Annotated in this window: 15 protein-coding genes and 2 pseudogenes; 8 read left to right on the forward strand and 9 right to left on the reverse strand. The window is 59.4% G+C overall.

Annotated features, from left to right (window positions below; translation table 11 throughout):
- Positions 1-58 precede the first annotated feature (58 nt).
- Positions 59-1,006 (forward strand): annotated as a pseudogene (locus tag EM6_RS17060) (alginate lyase family protein).
- A gap of 97 nt (positions 1,007-1,103) precedes the next feature.
- Here the strand turns inward: EM6_RS17060 and EM6_RS17065 are convergent.
- From EM6_RS17065 to EM6_RS17080, 4 genes are all read right to left on the reverse strand, one after another.
- On the reverse strand, positions 1,104-2,315 hold the full coding sequence (locus tag EM6_RS17065; protein WP_126424346.1) for an energy transducer TonB: 1,212 nt from the start codon (positions 2,313-2,315) through the stop codon (positions 1,104-1,106).
- Positions 2,316-2,566: 251 nt separating this feature from the next.
- A complete protein-coding gene (locus tag EM6_RS17070; protein ID WP_126424386.1) occupies positions 2,567-3,709 on the reverse strand; it encodes a sialidase family protein in 1,143 nt (380 codons plus the stop codon).
- Positions 3,710-3,851: 142 nt separating this feature from the next.
- Complete coding sequence (locus EM6_RS17075) at positions 3,852-4,655, reverse strand: IclR family transcriptional regulator (RefSeq protein WP_232037202.1); 804 nt, start codon at positions 4,653-4,655, stop codon at positions 3,852-3,854.
- A gap of 451 nt (positions 4,656-5,106) precedes the next feature.
- On the reverse strand, positions 5,107-7,269 hold the full coding sequence (locus tag EM6_RS17080; protein ID WP_232037203.1) for a sialidase family protein: 2,163 nt from the start codon (positions 7,267-7,269) through the stop codon (positions 5,107-5,109).
- A 514-nt stretch (positions 7,270-7,783) separates the two neighbouring features.
- On the opposite strand from EM6_RS17080, the gene EM6_RS17085 reads away from it, so the two are divergent.
- Together EM6_RS17085 and EM6_RS17090 are read left to right on the forward strand one after the other, a co-directional pair.
- Complete coding sequence (locus EM6_RS17085; protein WP_126424349.1) at positions 7,784-8,626, forward strand: fumarylacetoacetate hydrolase family protein; 843 nt, start codon at positions 7,784-7,786, stop codon at positions 8,624-8,626.
- Between the two features lie 61 nt (positions 8,627-8,687).
- Positions 8,688-8,894, forward strand: a pseudogene (locus tag EM6_RS17090) (alpha/beta hydrolase); the annotation flags it as partial.
- Here EM6_RS17090 and EM6_RS17095 read toward each other — a convergent pair.
- From EM6_RS17095 to EM6_RS17115, 5 genes are all read right to left on the reverse strand, one after another.
- Positions 8,885-9,691, reverse strand: a complete 807-nt coding sequence (locus tag EM6_RS17095; protein ID WP_126424350.1) for a kinase — start codon at positions 9,689-9,691, stop codon at positions 8,885-8,887. The pseudogene EM6_RS17090 and the gene EM6_RS17095 sit on opposite strands and share 10 nt — an antisense overlap.
- Positions 9,675-10,643, reverse strand: a complete 969-nt coding sequence (locus tag EM6_RS17100) for a 2-hydroxyacid dehydrogenase (protein ID WP_126424351.1) — start codon at positions 10,641-10,643, stop codon at positions 9,675-9,677. Before EM6_RS17100 ends, EM6_RS17095 begins: the two co-directional genes overlap by 17 nt.
- A gap of 49 nt (positions 10,644-10,692) precedes the next feature.
- Positions 10,693-11,703 (reverse strand): zinc-binding alcohol dehydrogenase family protein, encoded by a 1,011-nt coding sequence (locus EM6_RS17105; protein ID WP_126424352.1) that lies wholly within the window; start codon positions 11,701-11,703, stop codon positions 10,693-10,695.
- Between the two features lie 102 nt (positions 11,704-11,805).
- Complete coding sequence (locus tag EM6_RS17110) at positions 11,806-12,672, reverse strand: LysR family transcriptional regulator (protein ID WP_126424387.1); 867 nt, start codon at positions 12,670-12,672, stop codon at positions 11,806-11,808.
- A 207-nt stretch (positions 12,673-12,879) separates the two neighbouring features.
- Positions 12,880-14,568 (reverse strand): methyl-accepting chemotaxis protein, encoded by a 1,689-nt coding sequence (locus EM6_RS17115; protein WP_126424353.1) that lies wholly within the window; start codon positions 14,566-14,568, stop codon positions 12,880-12,882.
- 321 nt (positions 14,569-14,889) lie between these two features.
- On the opposite strand from EM6_RS17115, the gene EM6_RS17120 reads away from it, so the two are divergent.
- From EM6_RS17120 to EM6_RS17140, 5 genes are all read left to right on the forward strand, one after another.
- Positions 14,890-16,125: an AAA family ATPase gene (locus EM6_RS17120; RefSeq protein WP_013481011.1), complete on the forward strand. Its 1,236-nt coding sequence runs from the start codon at positions 14,890-14,892 to the stop codon at positions 16,123-16,125.
- Positions 16,126-16,134: 9 nt separating this feature from the next.
- Positions 16,135-17,217, forward strand: coding sequence for a ParB/RepB/Spo0J family partition protein (locus EM6_RS17125; protein WP_126424354.1), 1,083 nt, complete (start codon positions 16,135-16,137; stop codon positions 17,215-17,217).
- A 285-nt stretch (positions 17,218-17,502) separates the two neighbouring features.
- On the forward strand, positions 17,503-18,606 hold the full coding sequence (locus tag EM6_RS17130; RefSeq protein WP_126424355.1) for a replication initiator protein A: 1,104 nt from the start codon (positions 17,503-17,505) through the stop codon (positions 18,604-18,606).
- Between the two features lie 642 nt (positions 18,607-19,248).
- A complete protein-coding gene (locus EM6_RS17135) occupies positions 19,249-20,286 on the forward strand; it encodes a family 43 glycosylhydrolase (RefSeq protein ID WP_126424356.1) in 1,038 nt (345 codons plus the stop codon).
- Positions 20,287-20,734: 448 nt separating this feature from the next.
- Entirely contained in the window at positions 20,735-21,826 is a 1,092-nt protein-coding gene (locus EM6_RS17140) for a Fic family protein (RefSeq protein WP_126424357.1), read from the forward strand.
- Positions 21,827-21,907 lie beyond the last annotated feature (81 nt).

Genomic DNA, 21,907 nt, shown 5'->3' on the forward strand with positions numbered 1-21,907 from the left:
GCCGTGGAGCGTAACGAACAAGACGCGCACACCGCCGTCCGGAGACAAACACGACTATATGAGTCTGGGGCCCTATTGGTGGCCCGATCCGGCCGTGCCGGGCGGCGAGCCCTATGTCCGGCGCGACGGGCAGGTCAATCCGGAGCGCGCTACCGACGCCTTTGACCGCACAGCCATCACCCGCATGGCCGATGCGGTGGAGGCGCTGTCGCTCGCCTATTATTTCACCGGCTAGCGCGCCTATGCCGAACGCGCGGCTCTGATCCTGCGCGTGTGGCTCCTCGATCCCGCCACGCGCATGAACCCCAATGTCAACTTCGGTCAGGGCGTACCCGGCCGCACCAAGGGCCGGGCCGAAGGCCTGATCGACATGGAAAACCTGATCGGGGTGATCGAAGGCGTCGGTCTTCTGGCCCCATCGGGGGCTTTGACGGCCAAGGACACGGCAGGCCTGCAACAGTGGTTTTCGGACATGGCCGACTGGTTCGTCGCCGATCCACTGGGCAAGGAAGAGGCCGCGGCGCTGAATAACCACGCCGTCCATTATGACCATCAGCTGATCACCTTTGCCCTGTTTGCCGGGCGCGCCGACCTCGCGCGGCAGGTGGCAGAAGCCTTTACGAAGCGCATCGACGCGCAGATCGCCGCCGATGGCCGCCAGCCGAAGGAGCTGGAACGCACGCGCTCTCAGCACTACAGCTACACCAACCTGTCGGCCATGCTCGATATCGCTGCCCTGTCGCGCTGCGTCGGGGTCGATCTGTGGGCGCACGAGGGGCCGCAAGGGCAATCCCTGCGCACCGCCGTCGATTTCCATGCGGGTTTCGCGGGCGACGGCAAGCCGTGGGCGTGGAAAGAAATCTCGCCCGAACCGGAAATGGTCTATCAGATGCTGCTCAAGGCCGCCGCCGCGACGGAGGATGCAACACTGGCAGCCAAGGCCCAGACCTACGCTGCCGAACACAGCTCAGAGCGTTTTGTGCTCAGAGATGGCCCGGCGTTTTAGAGCGCATTCCGAAAAGTGTGCAACGGTTTTCGGAATCAAATGCGCGACAAAACAAAGCATTAGAGCGGATTTCGATTCAACCTGAACGAAATCCGCTCTAGGACGCCGAGTCTTCCAAACTGCCGGGCACTTCGTTTTCAGCCGAACCGTCCTTTTCGCGGACAAAACGCACCAGCAGACGGCACCCACTCAGCCCACGCTCAGACGCCCTGAAGGTCGATTGCGTGAGCATACGCGAAGCCGCCTGCCCAAATTCCGGCAGAGGGTGGCTCCAGCTTGATTTCAGCCGCACCTGCCCCCACGGCGCAACGTCGAAACTCAACATGGCAACGCCTTCGATCCCGAGGCGTGCCGCCTGAGCTGGATAATATTCCGGACGGTAAGTAAAGGTCATCGCTTTGCTGCGCGCCTCCGCCGGACAGGTCTTTTGCTCGTCAGAGTCGCCGTCCGATCCGGACGTTGTGTTGTTGAGTGTCATAAGCTCGCCTATGCCCGGTTCCACAGGCAGATCGGCGGCGGGAATAGCGAAGCTGGTCAGGCACTGTGCCACCGCCTCACCGGGATAGAAGGCGCGCTGGCCAAGGGCCTTTTCAATCGCGTCAAGATTCGTCGTCTCGCCCGAAGCGCGCAGACGGGGGCCGGTTTTGACCTTGCCACTAGCCAGAATATCGTATCCCGCGACCAGCCATTGCGGACGGCCCGGCGTGCGGCTCAGACGGCTGGCCTCCGGATAGGCTTTCAGACGGATGCGACGGTCGGCGGCTTTGCAATCCTCCGTACGCGGATCCGAGAGCTTTAGACCGCTGGCATAGTTGCGCAAATGCCTGGCCTCATAGGTCAGGGCGCTGGCCATCTCCGGTGAAAAGTCCGTCTTTACGTCCCACGTCATCTTACAGCCGGTGAGCGGCTTTGCCTGCGGCCCCAGGTTCCAGCCCGCTGCCCAGGCCGGCAGGAATACGTTTCTGGTCAGTCCAAAATCCCCGCCCGCCGGACGGATATTGGTCATCCGGCCATTAGTCAGCACGTCGAAAGCCAGAGAGTAACCCTTGCGCGAGGCCGGGTCCGAACTATTGAACGTGATGGCCTCACTGTTCTTTACGGCCGGTATTTGCGCCATCAAACCGGCTGGAAAGATGAAAGTCGCGGGCCAGCTCAGCGTGCCATTGGCGCAGGTTACCCCGTCGCGCGCCTCAAGGGTAAAGACCTGCGTCTTTGTTATCGGCGCAGGCTGATAGGTGATCTGCGCCTGCGCGGACACGCCCGCGGCCAAAAACGCCAGCGCCGTAATGGCAGCCACAGTGTGTTTCATGAAATCCCCCTATCTGTGTTCGGCTTTGCGCCCGTCACTCAATTGATACGGCAAATAGGCCTGAATGCAAAGTGAAATTGCAGAATGCAAAGCCGTAGCTGATGGATGACTTATGACAGGGCCATTAGAGCGTTTTTCACTCAAGTGGATACCGGTTGAGCGTGAAAAAACGCGACAAAACAAAAATTTAGAGCGACATTTTCGATTCAGAATGAACGAAATGCGCTCTAGGGCCTGACGCGTGCGTCACTCTACTTAAGGCTATCGAGAGGTACCCGCGTTACATCTATCGTCTCTTTATGCGTGCTATAGACCACATAAAGATACTCATTCCAGACGACGCTCTTGGGATAATGATAGCCAATACGCTTATAGCGTCCTTCAAACTGCAACGGTGTCAGCTCATCGGCACCACGCAGGAGAAACGACCTGTCGAAGGTGCGCCCATCAGGACTCAGCGTAATCGCCAGCGGCAATCGCAGTTTATCTCCGGAGGGGTTGTTGATAACAAACGCCGTTCCATTAGGGAGATTGCCTGCGCTTTGCTTGGATCGCGAGTCCGGCATGGTGGTGACGACCGGGGGCGTCCAGTCCTGACCACGGTTACAGCTTTCCGAGGCCAGTTGCCGGAAACTGGACATCTGATCACGAAACACCATGACGGCGCAGTTACCGCGCAGGAACAAGCTGGGTTCCAGTTCGCGGCTAACATTCGCATCGTCGCTGGGCAGATTGCGCATTCGCCCCCTGACCCACCCGCTGATACCCAATGGATCATCTGTATAGTAGGGCGAGACAAGCAGGCCGGGCCTCAGGTGAAACGCCGTCAGAATACGCCCGTCCGGCAGGCTATGCGGGTCCTGTTCGATGATACCCTCAACCGGTTCACCCTTAAGGTTCATCAGACGTTGCGGCGCATCCCAGGTCACCCCATCCGTACTGCGCTGATACGTGGTATACCCCCCCTTGCCGGACTGAAACCCCTCAGGCCAGACGTTGATGTAGGCGATCAGCACATTGCCATCGGTCCACCACCCACCGGACGAGCGCATCTCGCCCCCCTCGCCCGATCCCGCCAGAAGCTGCGGCGGCTGCCAGTGCACACCGTCGTCTGAGACGCTGTAAAGGACATGGGTATCCGCGCTGTCCTCATCACGTTGCGACGATTGCCACTGAACGAACAAGCGCCCCTTAAAAACAACCGGAACCGCACCGTTGTTAAATCCGCCGTCTTCTGGACGTTGCGGTCGAAATACGGTGACCGTTTGCGTACCCTCTGCCTTACGCAGTCCGAGATTGGCCTCCGAGGCGTTGAACAGGTCCGGCTTCACCTCATAAGGCACTACGGATACCGGAGCCAGAGCCGTAAAGAGGGCTGCGATCTGCGCTTTCATGGCACTCATAGCTCCATTACCCAACACCAAAACCGGTGCTAGCGGATTCGGATCGAGGTCAGTTGGTTCCGGTTATGAGCCCGAAAGGCTAGCACTGGGGTTTCAGGTAGGCCTGTACGGTGGCCGTCGCTACCCTGAGCCCCTACCCCTTATAGCCCAGCTCTCGGCTAATGGTCAGGGTCACTTCCTTGACGTAGCCCTTCAAGGTCTCAAGACGCGCATCGTCCATATATTGCGCGGCACTGGAGATGGAGACAGCGGCGACGATCTTGCCCGACAGGTCGCGGATAGGCGCCGAGACGCAGCGGATGCGGTCTTCGTTTTCGTCCATATCGAGCGCATACCCACCTTCGCGGTAGGTCTTCATGATGTCGAGCCAGCCCTTGAGGTCGTAGCGGTAGTTGGGGAATTCGCGCGCCTCACGGTTATAGACCTCGCGCAGCTTGTCCTCATCGGCATCGAGCAGCAGGGCCTTACCCAGGCCCGTCGGGCGCAGATATTGCCGCTCTCCGATCACGCAGCGCACCTCGATGCGGCGGGTGCCGGGGATTTTATCGATATAGTGCACCTGATTGCCGTCGAGAACGCCCAGATTGACCGTATCGCCCGTATCGGCCGCCAGCCTGACCAGATGATCGTGCGACACGCGCGTCAGAGTGATTTGCTGCGAGGCTGCGTGCCCCAGCTCCAGCAACCGCGTCCCCAGCGCGTAGCCTTCGCGCTGCGTAAACGACAGGAAGCCGTAATCGACGAGCGTCGAGGCCAGACGGTGTACGGTCGATTTGTTGAGTCCCAGAGAGCGCGAGATTTTCGGCAGGGTGTTGTCACCCTTGGCCACACGGCCCAGCACATCCAGACCGCGCATCAGGGTCAGGGCCCCGGCGATGCCCTTTTCCTTTTCGGCGCCCGCTTCGGCCATGTCTTCGACATCGGCCACCAAAGCCATATTTTCCACTGCTTTTACTCGCGCCAACTCAGGCATCTCCGGCCACCGACAAACATCTTCGTAATCTAAAGGGCATTGCCGTTCCTGTGAAGCGTTTTTGAAACGGTAGCTTCATAAAGCGGGACGCAACGGGATTATACGTCGGGTCTGGAGCCGCAACGAAGAATTTTCATTAGAGCGAAATGATTTTGAGTGGAATCGTCATTTCGCTCTAAGTTTTTGTATTGTCGCGATGTTTTTGCGGAAAACCGCTCACACTTTTCCGCACATCGCTCTAACTCTCTGAAAATGACAACAAATCCAAGTGTAACAATTCTTTGAAACCCAAAACAAAGACCCCTGAAATTTTTCACAAAAACGGGACCGTTCCGGGAATGGAACCAAGCCAACCCTATGAATTACATAAATATAATCAGCCAATTGTGCTTCAGTTTAGTGGTACGGGGATTACTCAGGCAGGGGGCTTACCCACCAAGACGCCTCTGCCATGGGGCGCCACATAAATCGTGCCCCATTCCAGCGGGTCACCCGCTATAGCTCGGAACGCGCCGAATTGATGGGTATCGTCATTGATTCGCGTCCAATTAAGGCCCTCGTCATCTGATCGCCACAGACCTTCGCGGCCCTTCACCTTGCCCCACAAATAGGTAGCCGGATAACCACCTTGGGACTTAGGCGCACCAAACCCAATACACCAGGCCGCTTCAACGCCTTTGACGGACGCCATCGAACTACCGGCATCGCGTGAATGCAAAAGGCCATCTGGTAAGGCGACCCAGAGATCGCGCATACGCGTAGGCACCACAGCAAGCTGGGCACTTTGCCAGCTCTCAATTTTTGGCAAGCCCCGAATAATGGGTTTAAATGTGGCCCCTCCGTCAACGCTGATCAGAATGCTTCCGCTAAACCGGTCAAAGACATAATAGACCCCGTCAGCCACCTTATCCGAAATGGGTACGAGCGCCTGGTCCCGACCTGAAGGCCAGCCCTCGCTCTCTTTCCAGCTCTGCCCCCTGTCGAACGAGACATACGCCCCCTCGCGCTCAGGAACCCACAGCAGGGAGGTCGCCTTGGCTGAGATGGCGATTATGCCGGGGCCTTTCCAGCCTTGCCCCTCGGCTGGCCGTCTGTAGGGGGTAGTCGGGAGTGCTGACCAACTCGCGCCACCCTCTTCCGAGAGCATCGCAAAGTGTCCGCCATTGGTCGTTCTCACAACAACATCTGGGGCAAGCCCTGCGTAATCCACCGACCAGTTCGTCTCGCTTGCGGGCAAGAACAATCCGTTCTTAGGGGTTTTGGTCAGGTCGTCCCAGGCGGCCCCTCCGACATCGCCCATCGCCACCAGAAGCGTGGCACCCCCCGTCGGAGACGTCATCTGGATTGTTGCGGTCTCTTCGAGGTTTTTGACATTAAAGGCAAAGCGAACAGGTTCTTGACCCAGTTTTGTGAGATTCTCGCTCATCCAAAGGCCATATCCCGTCCCGTAGATGAGTTCGTCGGGCTTGAATGGATTGATCTTAAGATCGCTAATCCAGTGCCCCATCTTGTCCTCGCCTCTCAAATAGTTTGAAAGCCAAGGGTAAGGCGTGGCGTCATGTTTTGATCTTTCGCCCAGCGCGACCCAGGATTGCCCTTCATCATCAGACACGAATATGTCGTCACCTGGCCACCACCGGTTCAAGGTGGAAACCGCGACCCGGCCGCCAGGCCCGACATCTACGCCAGAGAAGCCAAAACGGGCACCACCTTCCGGCTTGATCGGAGACACGTCCCGCCACTTACCGCTCTTACTATCGCGTCTCCAGACGCTTCCCCCTGTCGCAAAGCTGGGGTTGATCATTTGAGAGGGAGTGTCTGCCCGCGCGAAGGTGACGTAGAGCGTCCCATCGGCAGCAAAGACGGCGTGCTGAGGCACCTGGTTCGGTGTCGCCTCTACACGTTGCCACGTGGCGCCATCGTCAGGGCTGACATAAAGGCCTGACTGGGCATCCCCGGCACCCACATAGAGAGCGCCTGACGAAGGGTCAATCAGAACAAGGCTCAGGTGCGAACCTGGTCCGGCAACCTTGGCAAAGGACGCGGCCGCATCCTTGCTCTGCCAAAGTCCGTCCTGGTTTGATCCGTACCACAACACATCGCTGTTTTTTGGGTCAACGACCAGCCGATCCCCCGTACCTCTTCCGTCTGCGTTCCCGCCGACACGGATGGGCAACTCGGTCTTTCGCCAGGTGCGCCCGCGGTCTGATGAGGCCATAATAGCCCCCTTGCGTGCCCACTCCGCCAAGTATAGCCCACAGGCAGCATACACCTTGTCCGGATTAGAGGGGTCAAGAGCCATGCTCAGAACGCCCATGAGGTCGGCGTCTTCGCGCCCCAGATGGTCAAGTAGCGGAATCCAGCTCTTATCGGCAAACTCAAAGCGGTACATTCCGCCTATGTCTGTACGGGCATAGAGGATGTCCGGGACCTTTGGGTGATATAAAAAGCCATCCACGTAGCCTCCGCCACCGAACGGAACCGTCGACCAACTGTAGGTACGGCTGTCTGCCGCGCAAACCGGCCCGGAGCTTACGAGCAGCGCTCCAGAAGCAAGCATAACCTCACGACGATTCAATGCGGACTCCCCTAAGATCATAACGACGATCTGCTTTTTGCGATTTTTTCAACTCGATCTTAGGGGTGAACACCGAGTTTGCAAGGCGCACAGATCATTTTGCTTTAGATTTTCATAGCGCTTCTAACAGCAACTCGATCTTCGATACTCTCAATGAACGGGGAGCGAAGATCGTCATCTCCCAACATCCACGGCGTTCAAAGCCTTTGGATATCGACAAAGAAATCTACAAGTGGCGTTACTTCGTCGAGGACTTCTACTGTAAACTCAAAATGATTCCCATAAGCGGCAGGGGTCTCAAGACGGTTTTATATAAGAAACAGATTCTGCTGGCGAAGGCATTTCCTCTCTTTGCCGTCGCGCACAAAGCCGCTATCCCTGACCCGTTACCCCTATCTAGAGCGAAATGACGTTAGGTGGAACGCCATTTCGCTCTACATTTTTGTTTTGTCGCGATGTTTTTTCGGAGAACCGCTCACACTTTTCCGCACATCGCTCTACATAAGGAAACCCCATGAAACTGCTGCGTTTTGGTCAGCCCGGTCAGGAAAAGCCCGGCCTGCTCGATGGCGAAGGCCGTATCCGCGACCTGAGCGGCGTTGTCGCCGACATCACCGGTGCTACCTTGTCGGATGAGGCGTTGGCCAAGCTAAAAGCCATCGACCCGGCCACCCTGCCGCTGGCCCCCGAAGGCGTGCGCTATGGGCCTTGCGTAGCGGGTGTGGGGAAATTCCTGTGCATCGGCCTCAACTATGCCGACCACGCCGCCGAATCGAACCTGCCCATCCCTGAAGAGCCGGTCCTGTTTTCCAAGACAACCTCGTGCATTATCGGCCCCAATGATGAGGTGAAAAAACCGCGCGGTTCGACCAAGCTCGACTGGGAAGTCGAACTTGGCATCGTGATCGGCAAGACGGCTTCTTACGCGACCGAAGCCGAGGCCGAAGCCTGCATCGCCGGCTACTGCACCATCAATGACGTCTCTGAGCGTGCGTTTCAGTTGGAACGCGGCGGCACCTGGGACAAGGGCAAGGGCTGCGACACCTTCGGCCCCATCGGCCCGTGGTTGGTGACGCGCGACGAAGTCGCCGACCCGACCAATCTCAAAATGTGGCTGAGCGTCAACGGCAAGACCTATCAGGACGGTTCGACCGCCACCATGATCTTCAAGCCGGCCTTTATCGTCTCTTATGTGTCTCAGTTCATGAGCCTGCATCCGGGCGATGTCATTTCGACCGGTACGCCGCCGGGCGTCGGTCTGGGCCAAAAGCCGCCGGTCTATCTGGAGGTCGGTGACGTGATGGAGTTGGGCATCGAAGGCCTCGGCACCCAAAAGCAGACGGTTATTGCAGCCTAAGTCTGAGCCAGTGTGTACAAAACAAACGCCGGTCCCTGTCTGCAGATCGGCGCTTTTGTTTAGCGAAGACCTGAAGGCCATCGACGTGCCCGTGCTGATCCTGCACGGCGACGACGACCAGATTGTCCCGGTCAAGGCCTTGGCGCTTGAAGCCATCAAGCTGGTAAAGAACGGCATGCTGAAAATCTATCCGGGCCTGTCGCACGGTATGCTGACCATCAATGCCGACCTGCTGAACGCCGACATGCTCGCGTTCATTCAAAAATGATCGACTCGGCGACTTAAGTCCAGACAGATCGTCAGACTTGCATGGCGCGGCATATCCTCTAGGATATGCCGCGTCAGGCGTTCATAGTGAGCGATAAAGCGCCTCAGCGCCGCCGCGTCCATCAGGCCGGAAGTGTCGCGGCCTTCGGCCTGTAATCTGTGGCGCAGGGCGTCTTCCTGCTGGGAGCGCCAGCCCTGCACCACGTCGAAACCGGGCGCGGCCAGCAGGATCAGCCGGTCTATCCGCGCAAAAAGATCGGCATAGGCTCCGCCCAACTGTTGATTCACATAGGCCCGCCACACCCCGTCCGGGTCTTCATCGCGCTCCAGCGTATTGACCGGCGTGTGTAAGGCGCTCTCCCGCTGTGGGCGCGCCCCGACGCACCAGCCTTCGAACAGGATCAGGTCCGGTGCGGTGATATGCGGCCAGTCGTGACGCGGCACCGGGTGATCCGTCGCCTTGTCAAAGCGTGGCAAGGCGGCCCCCTCTCCGGCTTTCAGCGCCTCAAGCACGGACAACCCCAGACCGACATCGTGCGTGCCCGGCACACCGCGCGTGGCAAACAGAGGATGGACCGAAACGGGCCGGCGCTCTGGCGGCAAATACAGGTCATCCAGCGACAGGACGGCGACGCGCAGGCCCCGCTCGGCAAAGTCTTGGTGCACGGCTTCGGCAATGGTTGATTTTCCACAGCCCTGCGCCCCGCACAGGCCGATCAACCGCGCCCCTTCCCTGCGCCAGCCGTCGATAGCGTCTACGACCAGACGGGCCGCCGGGAGATCAGGCAAGGGGGTCAATCAGCGGCTCCCCGGCAAAGAAGCGATCGAGATTATAGGCAGCCCGCAGGCCCATCTCGTCGCGGGTTTCGCGCGTCGCCGAGCCCAGATGCGGCAAGAGGACGACATTATCGAGCGCCAGCAGGTCCGGATGCACCTGCGGTTCGCGCTCATAGACATCGAGCCCGGCGCCCCAGATCGTCCCGGCCTTCAACGCCTTCGCCAGATCGGCCTCATGCACGACCGAACCGCGCGCCGTATTGATCAGAATGGCCAACGGCTTCATCAGGCCCAGCAATCGCGCATTGACCAGATGCCGCGTCGCCTCACCGCCCGGCGTATGCAACGACAGCACATCGGCTTCGGCGGCCAGAGTCTCGAGCGAGTCCACATAACGCGCCCCAAGCCGCGCCTCGATCTCCGGCGCGACACGGTGGCGGCTGTGATAGGCAATCTGCATCCCCAGCGCCGTTTGCGCCTTACAGGCCGTCGCCTGACCGATCCGCCCAAAGCCGACAAGGCCCAGCGTCTTGCCCTTTAAGCCCTGCCCCAGAAACTGCGTCGGCTTCCAGCCGTTCCAGCGCCCGTCGCGCAAACCGCGTTCGGCCTCTGACGCCCGTCGGCTGGTCATCAGCATCAGCAACAGAGCAATCTCGGCCGTCGCTTCGGTCAGGACATCGGGCGTATTGGAGACGCGGATTCCCGCCGCCTTCGCCGCTTCAAGATCGATATGTTCAAACCCCGCGCCGAAATTGGCGATCATGCGCACCCGCGTGCCAGGCCGCAAAATCTCTTTGGTGAGTTTATCCGTCACGGTCGGGCACAGGGCGTCGTAATCGTCCATAGCCGCGATCAGTTGCGCCTGCGTCAACGGCACGCCCGTCTCATTGACCGCCACCTCATAACGGTCTTTCAGATAGGCGAAAGCCCCATCGGGCCATGAACGGGTCAGCAGAATGCGGGGACGGGACATGAGGACTCCTTGGCGGGAGTCCCTCTTGTCCCCCTCCCCTGCCCTGAAATCAATCGGGAAAACCGCTCAGGACGGTTTTGCCGATGCTGGACCCCGCCTCTATCTGTTCGTGTACGCGGATCAGGTTGGCCGCCGTGATCGGCCCGGCGTCCTGCGTCATTGTGGTGCGAATCTCACCGCGATCGACCAGAGCCGACACGGCGGCCAGCAGCCGGTGCTGTTCGATCATGTCCAGCGTCTGAAAAGCGGCGCGCGTGAACATAAATTCCCAGCTCAGCGTCACGCTTTTGCGCTTGAACGGCACGATATCGAAGTGCTCCGGATCGTCGATCAGCACAATGCGGCCTTGCGGTTTGATGAGGGTTTTGAGGGACTCGTAATGCCGGTCGCGGGCGGTCAGGCTGGCGATACAATCGACCTCGGTGAGTCCTATGCGCCGCAGTTCGTCGGCCAACGAGAGTCCATGATTGATAACGGCGTTAGCCCCCATATTTTCAACCCATTGGGCCGTTTCAGGGCGCGACGCGGTAGCGATCACGGTCAGATTTGTCAGGCGTCGGGCCAATTGAATCAATATTGATCCAACGCCGCCTGCCCCGCCGATGATCAGCAGGGTTTGCGGGGCCGCCGAGGCATCGCGTGACACCTTCAAACGCTCAAACAAAATCTCCCAGGCCGTGATGGCGGTCAGCGGCAAGGCGGCCGCTTCGGCAAAGCTCAGGGTCTGCGGTTTGGGGCCGACAAGACGGTCATCGACAGCGTGAAACTGGGCATTCGTGCCCGACCGCGTGATATCGCCGGCGTAAAAGACCGCATCGCCGGGGCGGAACAGGGTCACTTCCGAACCCACCGACTCTACGACCCCCGCCGCATCGAATCCCAGCACGCGCGGCTGATCGTCCGACGGGGCGGCGAAGCGCCTCAACTTGGTGTCGGCGGGGTTGACCGACACCGCTTCGACCCGAACGATCAGATCGCGCGGCCCGGCAACGGGTTTGGGCAGGTCCAGATCACGCAACACGGTGGTGGGTCCGGTTTCATTATAGCCTATGGCCTTCATCACAGCCTCCTTATAGGCAAAAGGATGATGACCGTTATCTAATCCATTCATAGAAATGTAGAATGGCCAATTCTGCATAATTTTCATTCATAATTGAATGATTTAAATATGCGAGGGCACGCTCTGGGTCACATGATCGATCAGGGCGCGCAGGCGTGCCATGGGTTTGAGATCGGCATGATAGCCCACAAACACCTCGCGACCGGGGACCTCTTCGCCCAGATCGACCGGTACCAGTCCCAAAGGGCGCGCCATCAATGTGGGCAGCACCGCCAGACCGCGCCCGGCGGCGGCGGCCATGGCGTGAAGATCGCGGCTATTGGAGCGAAAGACCGGTCGTGCCTGCGGCAAAAGCCGTTGTAACCACACAACATCGCTGAGATGACCCAGCGCTTCGTCCATCAAAATCAACTGATGATTTTCCCCCTCACCCGCTTCCGGCAACCCATGCCGATTGAGATAGCTGGCCGAGGCATAAAGGCCATAATCGATGCGCGTCAGCTTGCGCTGCACGGCATTGCCCTCGTCAAAGCCACCAAAGCGAAACACCAGATCGGCCTCCCGGCGGTCGAGATCCAGCGCGCGTGTATCCACCACGGCCTCGATCACCACCTGGGGGTGGGCGGCCATGAAGCCCTCAAACACCGGCATCAGAACGTGATTGAAAAACCACTCGGAAGACGACACGCGGATCACGCCCGACAGGGCCTGTTGCGCACCCGTCAGACGCCGCGACAGGGCCAGCACCTCGTCCTCCATGGCGCGGGCGTGCTCGGCGACCGCCAGCCCCAGTCCCGTCGCCACCAGACCGCGCGTTGTCCGCTGAAACAGGCGCTCGCCAAAGGCCGTCTCCGCCGCCTCCAGACGCCGCCCCATGGTCGGCTGGCTAAGGTTCAGCGACTTACCCGCCGCCGACAGCGTGCCTTCGCGATGGATGGCCAGCACCAGTCGCAGATCGTCCCACGACAGGTTTTGCGCCATATCCAGTCGATTTTGAATAGAATCGGCCACGGATAACCTCAAATCTGAAATAATGAATGGAGGTTAGTCGTATTGGCCGGGAACACAAGCCCACCCAAAAACAGAAAGAGACGGCGCAGCCTGTGGGGGCCTGCCACGCCGTCTCTCTGCAATCACGCCCTACTCACGCAACGCGACTGAAGCCTGTAGAGGGGGTTACGCCGCGCGTACCGTGCTCAGGAACTGATCCATTTCGCGACGCAGGCGCTCGGCCTGTTGCGCCAGTTCCCCCGAAGAACTCAGCACCTGCGCCGCGGCATCGCCCGTCTGACCCGAGGCCTGGGCCACACCGGTGATGTTCAGCGTCACCTCCTGCGTGCCCAGAGAGGCCTGATTGACCGCCTGAATGATCTCCTGCGTGGCGGCGGATTGCTGCTCAACGGCGGCGGAGATCATGGCGTTGGTGGTGTCGATATTCTGGATGGTCGAGGTGATGGTGCGGAAGGCGGTCGCCGCCTTGGACGTGGCCTCCTGAATCTGTCCGATACGGGCGGAGATGTCGGTTGTGGCCTTGGCGGTCTGACCCGCCAGCGCCTTGACCTCGGAAGCGACCACGGCAAAGCCCTTGCCGGCCTCGCCGGCGCGCGCCGACTCGATGGTGGCATTGAGCGCCAGCAGATTGGTTTGTCCGGCCAGGCCCGCGATCAGATCGACAATACCGTTGATCGAGGCCGCCACTTCGCTCAGTTCGTTGACCACTTCGGCCGCCGAGTCGGCCTGCGCCACCGCCGCCCGCGAGGTCTGGGCCGATGAGGCCACTTGGCGACCGATTTCGCTGACCGATGCGCCCATTTCTTCGGCCGCCGAAGCCACGGAGGTCACATTGGTGCCCGCCTCCTCGGCGGCGGAAGATACCGCCACCGACTGCGCCGCCGTTTCCTGAGCCGTGGCACTCAGTTGCGCCGCCGAGGCCTGCATTTCGGTGGCGGCCGACGACACCATGGCGACGATCTGACCGACCGAGGCTTCGAAATCATCGGCCAGTTTCAGCATGGCGCGGCGGCGGTCTTCTTCGTTGCGGACCTTCAAGGCTTCGGCGTCCTTGCGCAGCGCCTCCGCCTCAAACAGCCCCTGACGGAAGACCTCCAGCGTCTGAGCCATGGCCCCGATTTCGTCGCCGCGCGTCTGACCTTCGATCCTGAGATCGAGCGCGCCCTTCGATACCTGCGACATCTGGTCAGTGATGCGGCGCAGCGAGCGCACAATGTCACCAAAGGCAATGAACGAGGCCAGGGCGGTAATCAGGACGACGACCCCGATGGAAAGGACAAGGCCCATTGTCGCCTGAGCGTGGGTTTTGGCACTCAGCGCTTCCAACTCGGCCTCATTGGACTTCTGCTTGGCGTCGATGGCGTTGCGGATGTCGGTGATCAGGGCAGACACCGTCTTTTCCTGCTCCACCAGTTCCACCGCCAGCGTTGCACTGTCGTTCTTGAGCCCAAGGTCGACCTGACGGGTGCGGATAGTATTGGATATGGCATCAAACCGTTGTTTCAGCGGTTCAAAATCGGCCTTGTACTGCGGAGCCAGTTTGATCAGTCCCTCGTAGCGCTGGTTAAAGCGCTCATCCGCCAGTTTGATCTGCTCTACATAAAAGTCGCAGGTCTGGCTGGGGCAGGTCTGAAATCCCAAACCCGTGATGGCACCCTGAATGGCATAGACGTTCTGGTTCATGCGCGCCCCGGAGAGCAGGGCGGCGTCGTTCGATTTAATGAAGGTCTGATAAGCCCTCCCCGCGCTGGCCATATTGGCGTTTTGCCACAACGTCATGCCGATGGCTGAGATGCCAAAGGCACCGATAATGGCCAGAATCTTGGTGCCGATCTTGATATCCGACAGTTTCATACGCCTCTCCTGCACTGTCGACGGCATTCATTGGCCGTCCGGGACACACCTGTTGCGTTATGGCGGCAGCCAGTGGTTAACAGGGCGGCAACCATGCGCATATCATTGGTATTTGAACTTGAGGTTGAAACCTTGCGGAAGGGTTAAAGAGGCTAACTTTTTCAAAAATTGATTAGGGCTGAGATTCCCTTTTGAAGATGGCCTTTACGCACACGGGTAAGAGCGCGGCAGGGTTAACAAAATATTTACCGCTTGGCGCGATTGAAGCTTTACGGGTACATTCTCTCGATATTTCATTCATCGGCTTTCGGAGATGTCAAAATGAACGCAAATCATTGGAATAATGAGGGGTTTCATTCTCACCTCGCCGAAGCGGAGCGAATCACGCAACTGGCGCAGGCCGGTGAGCAGATGGTCGAGCGGTTGCGCCGCACCGCCTTTCTGCCCGGGGCGACCAAGGCGCTGAATGTGCGTCTGGGCATTGCCGAAGCGGCGGAATTGCTGGGCTGTTCCACCAACCGCATCCGCATGGCGGAGCAGGATGGCCGCCTGCCCCCGCCGCCCGAAAGCGATACGGGGCGACGTCTCGGCTATGACATCCCGGCTCTCCTCAACATGCGTCAGGTGCTGGGGGCATCGCCTCGGCGCTCACCCGAAGACCCGCCCGCCATCATCACGGTGCAGAATTTCAAGGGCGGTGTCGGCAAATCGACCGTCACCACGCACCTGGCCCACTATCTGGCCGTTCAGGGCTATCGCGTGCTGGTCGTCGATTGCGACAGTCAGGCGACCACCACCACCCTGTTCGGCTTCAATCCGCACTTTGCCATCCGCCGCGAAGAGACGCTCTACCCCTATCTGTCGATCGAGCCGACCGAGGACAGCCTGCATTACGCGGTCAAATCGACCATCTGGCCCAATGTCGATCTGATCCCCTCCAATCTCCAGATGTTCGATGTCGAATACGAGCTGGCGGCGGCCGGTTCCGGCGGCGGCGGCACGCTGGCTTCGCGCTTTCGCAAGCTGAAACAGGGGCTGAACGAGCTGGCGCAGGACTATGATGTGGTGCTGCTCGACCCGCCCCCGGCGCTCGGCACCATTTCGCTGGCCGTCATGCAGGCGGCCAATGCCCTTCTGGTGCCGCTGGCCGCGACGACACCAGACTTCTGCTCGACCGTACAGTTCCTGTCGATGATGTCGCAGGTCATCACCCAGCTTCAGGAGGCCGGCATTCAGGTCGAATACGACTTCTGCCGCCTGATCTGTTCCAAGTTCAATTCCAACGACCCCAGCCACGCCATGATCCAGCGCATCATGGAGCAATCTTTCGGTCCGGCCCTGCTACCTATCCCCATATTAGAGTCCGCTGAGATCAGTCATGCGGCGCTACGCATGATGACCGTCTATGAGCTGGAAAAGCCTGTGGGGACACCGAAAACGCACAAACGCTGCCGCAGCAATATCGACGAAGCGATGGGTCAGATAGAAAAACTTATCCGCCTACGTTGGGGACGGGTGGATAATGAGAAGGGCGCGGCACTGGCCGCTGCCTTGTAAGGAGGTCTTATGTCCAAACGTCAGTCCGACTATCTGTCCGCCCTGCTCAACGACGCCCTGTCTGAAAGCACGCCCGCACCGGTGGCCCCCACCCGTCCGGCTCCGGTTGTTCCAACAGCCCCTGCCCCGGCGAGCGTCCGCTCAGCCACCACGCTTCTGGCGCGCGAATCCGCCCTCGCCCGCGTCGCCAATGGCGAGGTGAAGCAGGTGACGCAACTGCTGCTCGACCCGGCGCGCGTGCGCATCTGGACCGGCAATCCGCGCCATCAGGAGTCGCTCACCGAGGCCAATTGCCGCGAGCTGATCGACGCCATTCTCGCCGAAGGCGGCCAAAAGGTGCCCGCCATCGTCCGCCGCGTCGATAACGACCCCGCGCACGATTACGAAGTCATTGCGGGCTCGCGTCGCCACTGGGCCATTTCGTGGCTGCGCGCCAACAACTATCCGGACATGATGTTCCTGGCGCAGGTCTATGCGCTGGACGACGAGTCCGCCTTCCGCATCTCTGACATCGAAAACCGGGCACGCAAGGACGTCTCGGATTTCGAGCGCGCCCGCACCTATCTGACCGCGCTCGATCAGCACTATGGCGGCAAGCAGGTGCGTATGGCCGAACGCCTGCGTCTGTCGAAGGGCTGGCTGTCGAAAATGCTCAGCGTCGGTGCCCTGCCCGACTGGGCCGTCGCGGCCTTCGCCAGCCCCGCTGATATCCAGCTCGCCACCTGCTACCCGCTGGCGCAACGCATCCAGTCGCTGGAAGCCGCCAATGACACCGAGCTTCTGCCGCTGATGAAGTACGCCGCCGAGGAACTGGGCAAGTTGCAGGCCAGCGTGCGGGGTGGCCCCACCGTTCCTGCCGCCGAGGTGGTGCGTTTATTGATGAGCGTCGATGCGCCGGCGCCCTCCGAAGACCGCAGCCTGCTCACCCTCCCCGCCCCCTCCGGCCGCCCGGCGCTCAGCGTCATGTCGTCCAACCGCAACGGCGTGTCGCTGCGCCTGCACGCCGGGTCTGGCGCCTCGGCGCGTGAGCTGACCGAGCTGTTTCGTAAGGCCCTTGAGGCGCTGGACAAGCAGGGCAAGGGGCTGAGGTAAAAAGTTTCTTCGAGGAAACTTTCTGGTTTTGGGGTTTGGGGCCTGTGGCCCCAAGTCCTTTTCTTGAGGGTTGCACTTCAGATTGTGGGGCTTGGCGCTCAAGCAGCGAAGCGGTAGCGCACTAAAGAGCCCCACACCCCATAACGACTGGAGAGAATCGGCGTATGAAAAAGTTTCCTCAAAGAAACTTTCCGGGGTCCGGGGCCTTGCGCTCAAGCAGCGAAGCGGTAGCGCACTAAGAAAGCCCCGGAGTCTCACCTATCTTTCCTCATCAAAAATGCAGACATGGCTGACAGGATCATGGCCGAAGACAAGTCCGAACAGATTGATCTCTTCCTGCCTTATCTGGCCGATCTGAGCCTGCGCGATCAGCGCGAAATGATGGAGCGGCCTTTCTTCAGTCTGGCCAAATCGAAACGCCTTAAGCCCATCGACTACACCTCGCCCGATGGCAAGGTGTGGGTGCACGTCTCGGCCAATCCCGACTATGGCATGGCGACCATCTGGGACGCCGACATTCTGATCTATTGCGCCAGCGTGCTGAACGACCTCAAACAGCGCCGTGTCAATGACATCCCGCGCACGCTGAAAATCATGCCCTATGACCTGCTCCGCTCCATCGGTCGCCCGATTTCGGGCCGCTCCTATGAGCTTTTGGGGCAGGCGCTGGACCGGTTGCAATCGACGACAGTCAAAACCAATATCCGCTCGGACCTGCGCCGTGAGGCCACCTTCTCCTGGCTCGACAACTGGAGCCAGTTGGTCGATGAAAAGACCGATCGGTCGCGCGGACTCAGTCTCTCGCTCTCAAGCTGGTTCTATGAGGGCGTGCTGATGAATGGGGGCGTGCTGTCCATCGACCGCGCCTATTTCGACATTACCGGCGGGCGTGAACGCTGGCTGTACAAGGTCGCGCGCAAACATGCCGGCGGGGCAGGTGAGGGCGGTTTCGCCATCGCCCTGCCGACCCTGTTCGAAAAGTCTGGCGCCGAAGGTCAGTACCGCCGCTTCAAGTTCGAAATCGCCGCCATCGTGCGCCGCAACGACCTGCCCGGCTACGACCTCAGCCTGACCGAAGCCGCCACCTCGCGTGAACCGCTGCTGCACATGGTCCGCCGCGATGTCAGTCCCGCACCCATCGAAGGGATCAAACCGGCGGCCAAACCCAAACCCGTCAGCGCCAATGACGAACCGCGCGGCTATATCACCGAGGACACGCTCGACCACCTGCGCAAACACTATCGCGGCTGGGACTTCCACGCCCTGCACGCCGACTTCCGCGCCTGGCTGGCTGAAAGTGCGGACCGCGCCCCCGACCGCTATCAGAGCGCCTTCATCGGCTTCGTGAAGCGCTATCACGAAAAGAACCGTCATCAGTTGCGGGCTTAGATTTGGTGAAGAGAAGACGCAGGGGCCGCAGGCCCCTGCACCCCACAGCGGGCCACGAACGACTAGCGATTATTGTGTGGCGTGGTGGGGGAGGGGCTTCGCCCGAAGATCATTAAAAATGGACAGTATCGGGGTGCAGGGGCCTGCGGCCCCTGCGTCTTTCATCCTCTTCTTTTCCATTCCCTCACCAAAGCGTTCCCGAAGTGACGAATCACTCTGCGGCGTTTGACGACAAACCGTTACAAACAGCGACTCAGTTGACAGGAAGGGAATCGGTTTGAACGAGTTTTGCGAAGGGGTGAGCCAAATTGATTCAAAAACCACGACCCTGCACCGGAGTTTCGACACATCGGGAACGGCCTTCGGCACATCAGGAACAATCCCCTGACACTTCGGGAACGCAGACTTTGACACTTCGGGAACGCAGACGCGACACAACGGGAACGCTGTGGAGGCCTAGTCTGATGACTCCATTGCGAATTTCAGGTCTTTGGGGGCGTTTAACTCTGTAACTTAAGACTCTTGAACGCCTCTAACGCCTTCAGAGGTTTAGATAGGGAAAAGGGTTGAAAAGGGCATTTTGACAAGGGCCGGAGAGGGCGATAGGGTAATTGTAAGACATAATCACAATGGGATGCCGAAATGCCAAAGCCGACCTCTTTATCGCGCCGTCTGTTTATCGGGTCTGCAGCCGCTGCAGGCCTGAGTGCACCTGTCATAGCGCAGGCCAAAACTACACCGATCATCAACCCGATCATCAAGCAGCGCGCCGATCCGCAAGTCCTCCGACACAGCGACGGCTATTACTATTTCATGGCCACGGTGCCAGAGTACGATCGTCTGGTCATCCGCCGGGCGAAAACGCTGGGCGGACTGTCGGCAGCCGAAGAGGTGGTGGTGTGGCGGCGTCCGACCGAGGGCAGGATGGGCGGCTATATCTGGGCGCCGGAGCTGCATCATTATGATGGCCAATGGCGCCTCTATTTCGGAGCAGGGGACAAGGGCGAACCCTTCCGCGTGCGCACCTATGTCATCTCGACGGCGGAATCCAATCCGCTGACCGCCAAGTGGAACGCGCCTGTGCAAGTGCAGATGCCCTGGGACACCTTCAATCTCGACGCCAGTCTGTTCGCGCATCGTGGCGTGACCTACATGATATGGGCGCAGAAGGAGCCCGGCATCGACACCAATTCCAACCTTTACCTAGCGCCTCTGGCCACGGCGACGACCTTTGCAAAGACGCCCGTGCGCCTGACCATTCCGACCTATGACTGGGAGACGGTGAAGTACAAGGTCGCCGAAGGGCCGGCCGTGCTGATCCGCAATGGCCGCGTCTTCGTGACCTACTCCGCCTCGGCGACCGATCACAACTACTGTCTTGGCCTTCTGACGGCCAAGGCCGATGCCGACCTGATGGACCCGGCTTCGTGGAGCAAGTCGCCGGTGCCGGTCTTCGCCAGCTCGGAAAAGAACAACATCTGGGGGCCGGGGCACAATGGCTTCACCGTCGATGAACGCGGTCGTGACGTCATCGTCTATCACGCCCGTGACTACAAGGAGATCAAGGGCAACTCGCTTTTTGATCCTAACCGCCACTCCCGATTGCAATATGTGAAGTGGCGTAAGGATGGGACCCCCGATTTCGGTGAACCCGTGCCCATCGGGCCGCTCAAACGCTGAATTTCTGATTCAAAATCAGAGTCTTAGTGATGTGCCGAGCATTTATAGACACCTCGGCAGTTGTGAGGCGCTCAGGTGGCGCGTGAGCGGCCTTCGAACACCTTTTTGAGGCCTTGTGGCCAAAACCAAAAAATCCGCTGTGCGGGCCTCTGAGGGCCTTTTACGTGGATTTGTTATTTTTGGCATTTTTTTAGAAGACCATTGAAGGGGCCGCAGGCCCCTTCACCCCCTAACCGGGAGCGCGAACGGCTGGCCAAGTGCGGAAGCGGATAGGGCAGGGGGCTTCGCCCGAAGACCAGTTCGCACCGCGTTTCGGGGCGCAGGGGTCGTGACCCCTGCCTTCTTTTTCATGTTCGCGAAAAGCGACTTTCCGAACATATTGAACCTCTCATGTTAGAAAAATGAGATTTTCATAACATGTTCTGGGTTTCATGTTAAAACGCTTGCCATGTTGGTCCCGACCTATGCCATTCCCGATCTTCCCCCGCCGGTCGAACTGGAGACCGTGCGCGTTTACAAGGCGCTGACGCGGGCCAGCCGTGCCTTGGCCGATCTGAAAGGTCAGGCCCGCACCATACCCAATCAAGGTATATTGATTGACACACTTGCCTTGCAGGAGGCCAAGGCGTCTTCGGAAATCGAGAATATCGTTACGACGCAGGACGAGTTGTTTCAAACGGACCTGTTCCCGGATGACCCGCAATCGCCTGCCGCCAAGGAGGTGGCGCTCTATCGGGATGCCTTGCGGTTAGGATACGACCGGCTACGTCAAACAGACGGATTGATACCCAATGCGGCTCTCATCGAGATGTTCCGATTGCTCAAGGGGCGCAATGACGGCTTTCGGGTTGTGCCGGGGACGGCGCTGAAAAACGAGATGACGGGCGAAACCGTGTTCGTCCCGCCGCAGGACGGGCAAGCCATTCTGGGCCACATGGCCGGGCTGGAACGCTTCATTAATGATGATGAATTGTCGGCGCTTGACCCTTTGATCAAGATGGCACTGATCCATCACCAGTTTGAAAGCATCCATCCTTTTCCGGACGGGAACGGGCGAATTGGCCGAATTCTCAATGTGTTGTATCTGACGCGGACAGGTTTGCTGGACATTCCGATCCTGTACCTGTCCCGCCATATAACCCGTCACAAAGCGGACTATTACCGCCTGCTGCAAGCCGTGCGTGATGAGAGCGCGTGGGAAGACTGGGTTGTTTTCATGCTGGAGGCCGTGGCGGAAACCTCGGCCACCACGATACGACTGGTTGAAGGCATCCGGGAACAGATGGCCCGTGTAAAGCATCGGATGCGCGAGGACTTACCCAAACTCTACAGTCAGGACCTGCTGAACAATCTGTTCCGCCACCCTTACACCCGCATTGAATACGTCCAGAATGATCTGGGAGTGACCCGTCAGACGGCGGCGCGTTATCTCGATACGTTGGCCGAGCAGGGTTTTGTCGAAAAGCACCGTTCCGGCAAGAACAACTATTACATTAATAGCGAGCTGGTGCGGCTGTTCCTTGAGGTGTCCGAAAGCTAAACAGATCGAAGGGGCTCCGCCCGAAGACCGGTTCGCACCGCGTTTCGGGGTGCAGGGGTCGTGACCCCTGCCTCTTGAACC

The sequence above is a fragment of the Asticcacaulis excentricus genome (genome assembly GCF_003966695.1).
GTDB lineage: Bacteria > Pseudomonadota > Alphaproteobacteria > Caulobacterales > Caulobacteraceae > Asticcacaulis > Asticcacaulis excentricus_A.

What these genes read in the sequence shown, in the direction of transcription:
- EM6_RS17105 (WP_126424352.1), bottom strand. Translation starts at nt 11,703, where the DNA reads ATGAAGGCCATAGGCTATAATGAAACCGGACCCACCACCGTGTTGCGT.
- EM6_RS17065 (WP_126424346.1), bottom strand. Translation starts at nt 2,315, where the DNA reads ATGAAACACACTGTGGCTGCCATTACGGCGCTGGCGTTTTTGGCCGCG.
- EM6_RS17070 (WP_126424386.1), bottom strand. Translation starts at nt 3,709, where the DNA reads ATGAAAGCGCAGATCGCAGCCCTCTTTACGGCTCTGGCTCCGGTATCC.
- EM6_RS17115 (WP_126424353.1), bottom strand. Translation starts at nt 14,568, where the DNA reads ATGAAACTGTCGGATATCAAGATCGGCACCAAGATTCTGGCCATTATC.
- EM6_RS17135 (WP_126424356.1), top strand. Translation starts at nt 19,249, where the DNA reads ATGCCAAAGCCGACCTCTTTATCGCGCCGTCTGTTTATCGGGTCTGCA.
- EM6_RS17130 (WP_126424355.1), top strand. Translation starts at nt 17,503, where the DNA reads ATGGCTGACAGGATCATGGCCGAAGACAAGTCCGAACAGATTGATCTC.
- EM6_RS17125 (WP_126424354.1), top strand. Translation starts at nt 16,135, where the DNA reads ATGTCCAAACGTCAGTCCGACTATCTGTCCGCCCTGCTCAACGACGCC.
- EM6_RS17140 (WP_126424357.1), top strand. Translation starts at nt 20,735, where the DNA reads ATGTTGGTCCCGACCTATGCCATTCCCGATCTTCCCCCGCCGGTCGAA.
- EM6_RS17075 (WP_232037202.1), bottom strand. Translation starts at nt 4,655, where the DNA reads ATGGCTTTGGTGGCCGATGTCGAAGACATGGCCGAAGCGGGCGCCGAA.
- EM6_RS17100 (WP_126424351.1), bottom strand. Translation starts at nt 10,643, where the DNA reads ATGTCCCGTCCCCGCATTCTGCTGACCCGTTCATGGCCCGATGGGGCT.
- EM6_RS17120 (WP_013481011.1), top strand. Translation starts at nt 14,890, where the DNA reads ATGAACGCAAATCATTGGAATAATGAGGGGTTTCATTCTCACCTCGCC.
- EM6_RS17085 (WP_126424349.1), top strand. Translation starts at nt 7,784, where the DNA reads ATGAAACTGCTGCGTTTTGGTCAGCCCGGTCAGGAAAAGCCCGGCCTG.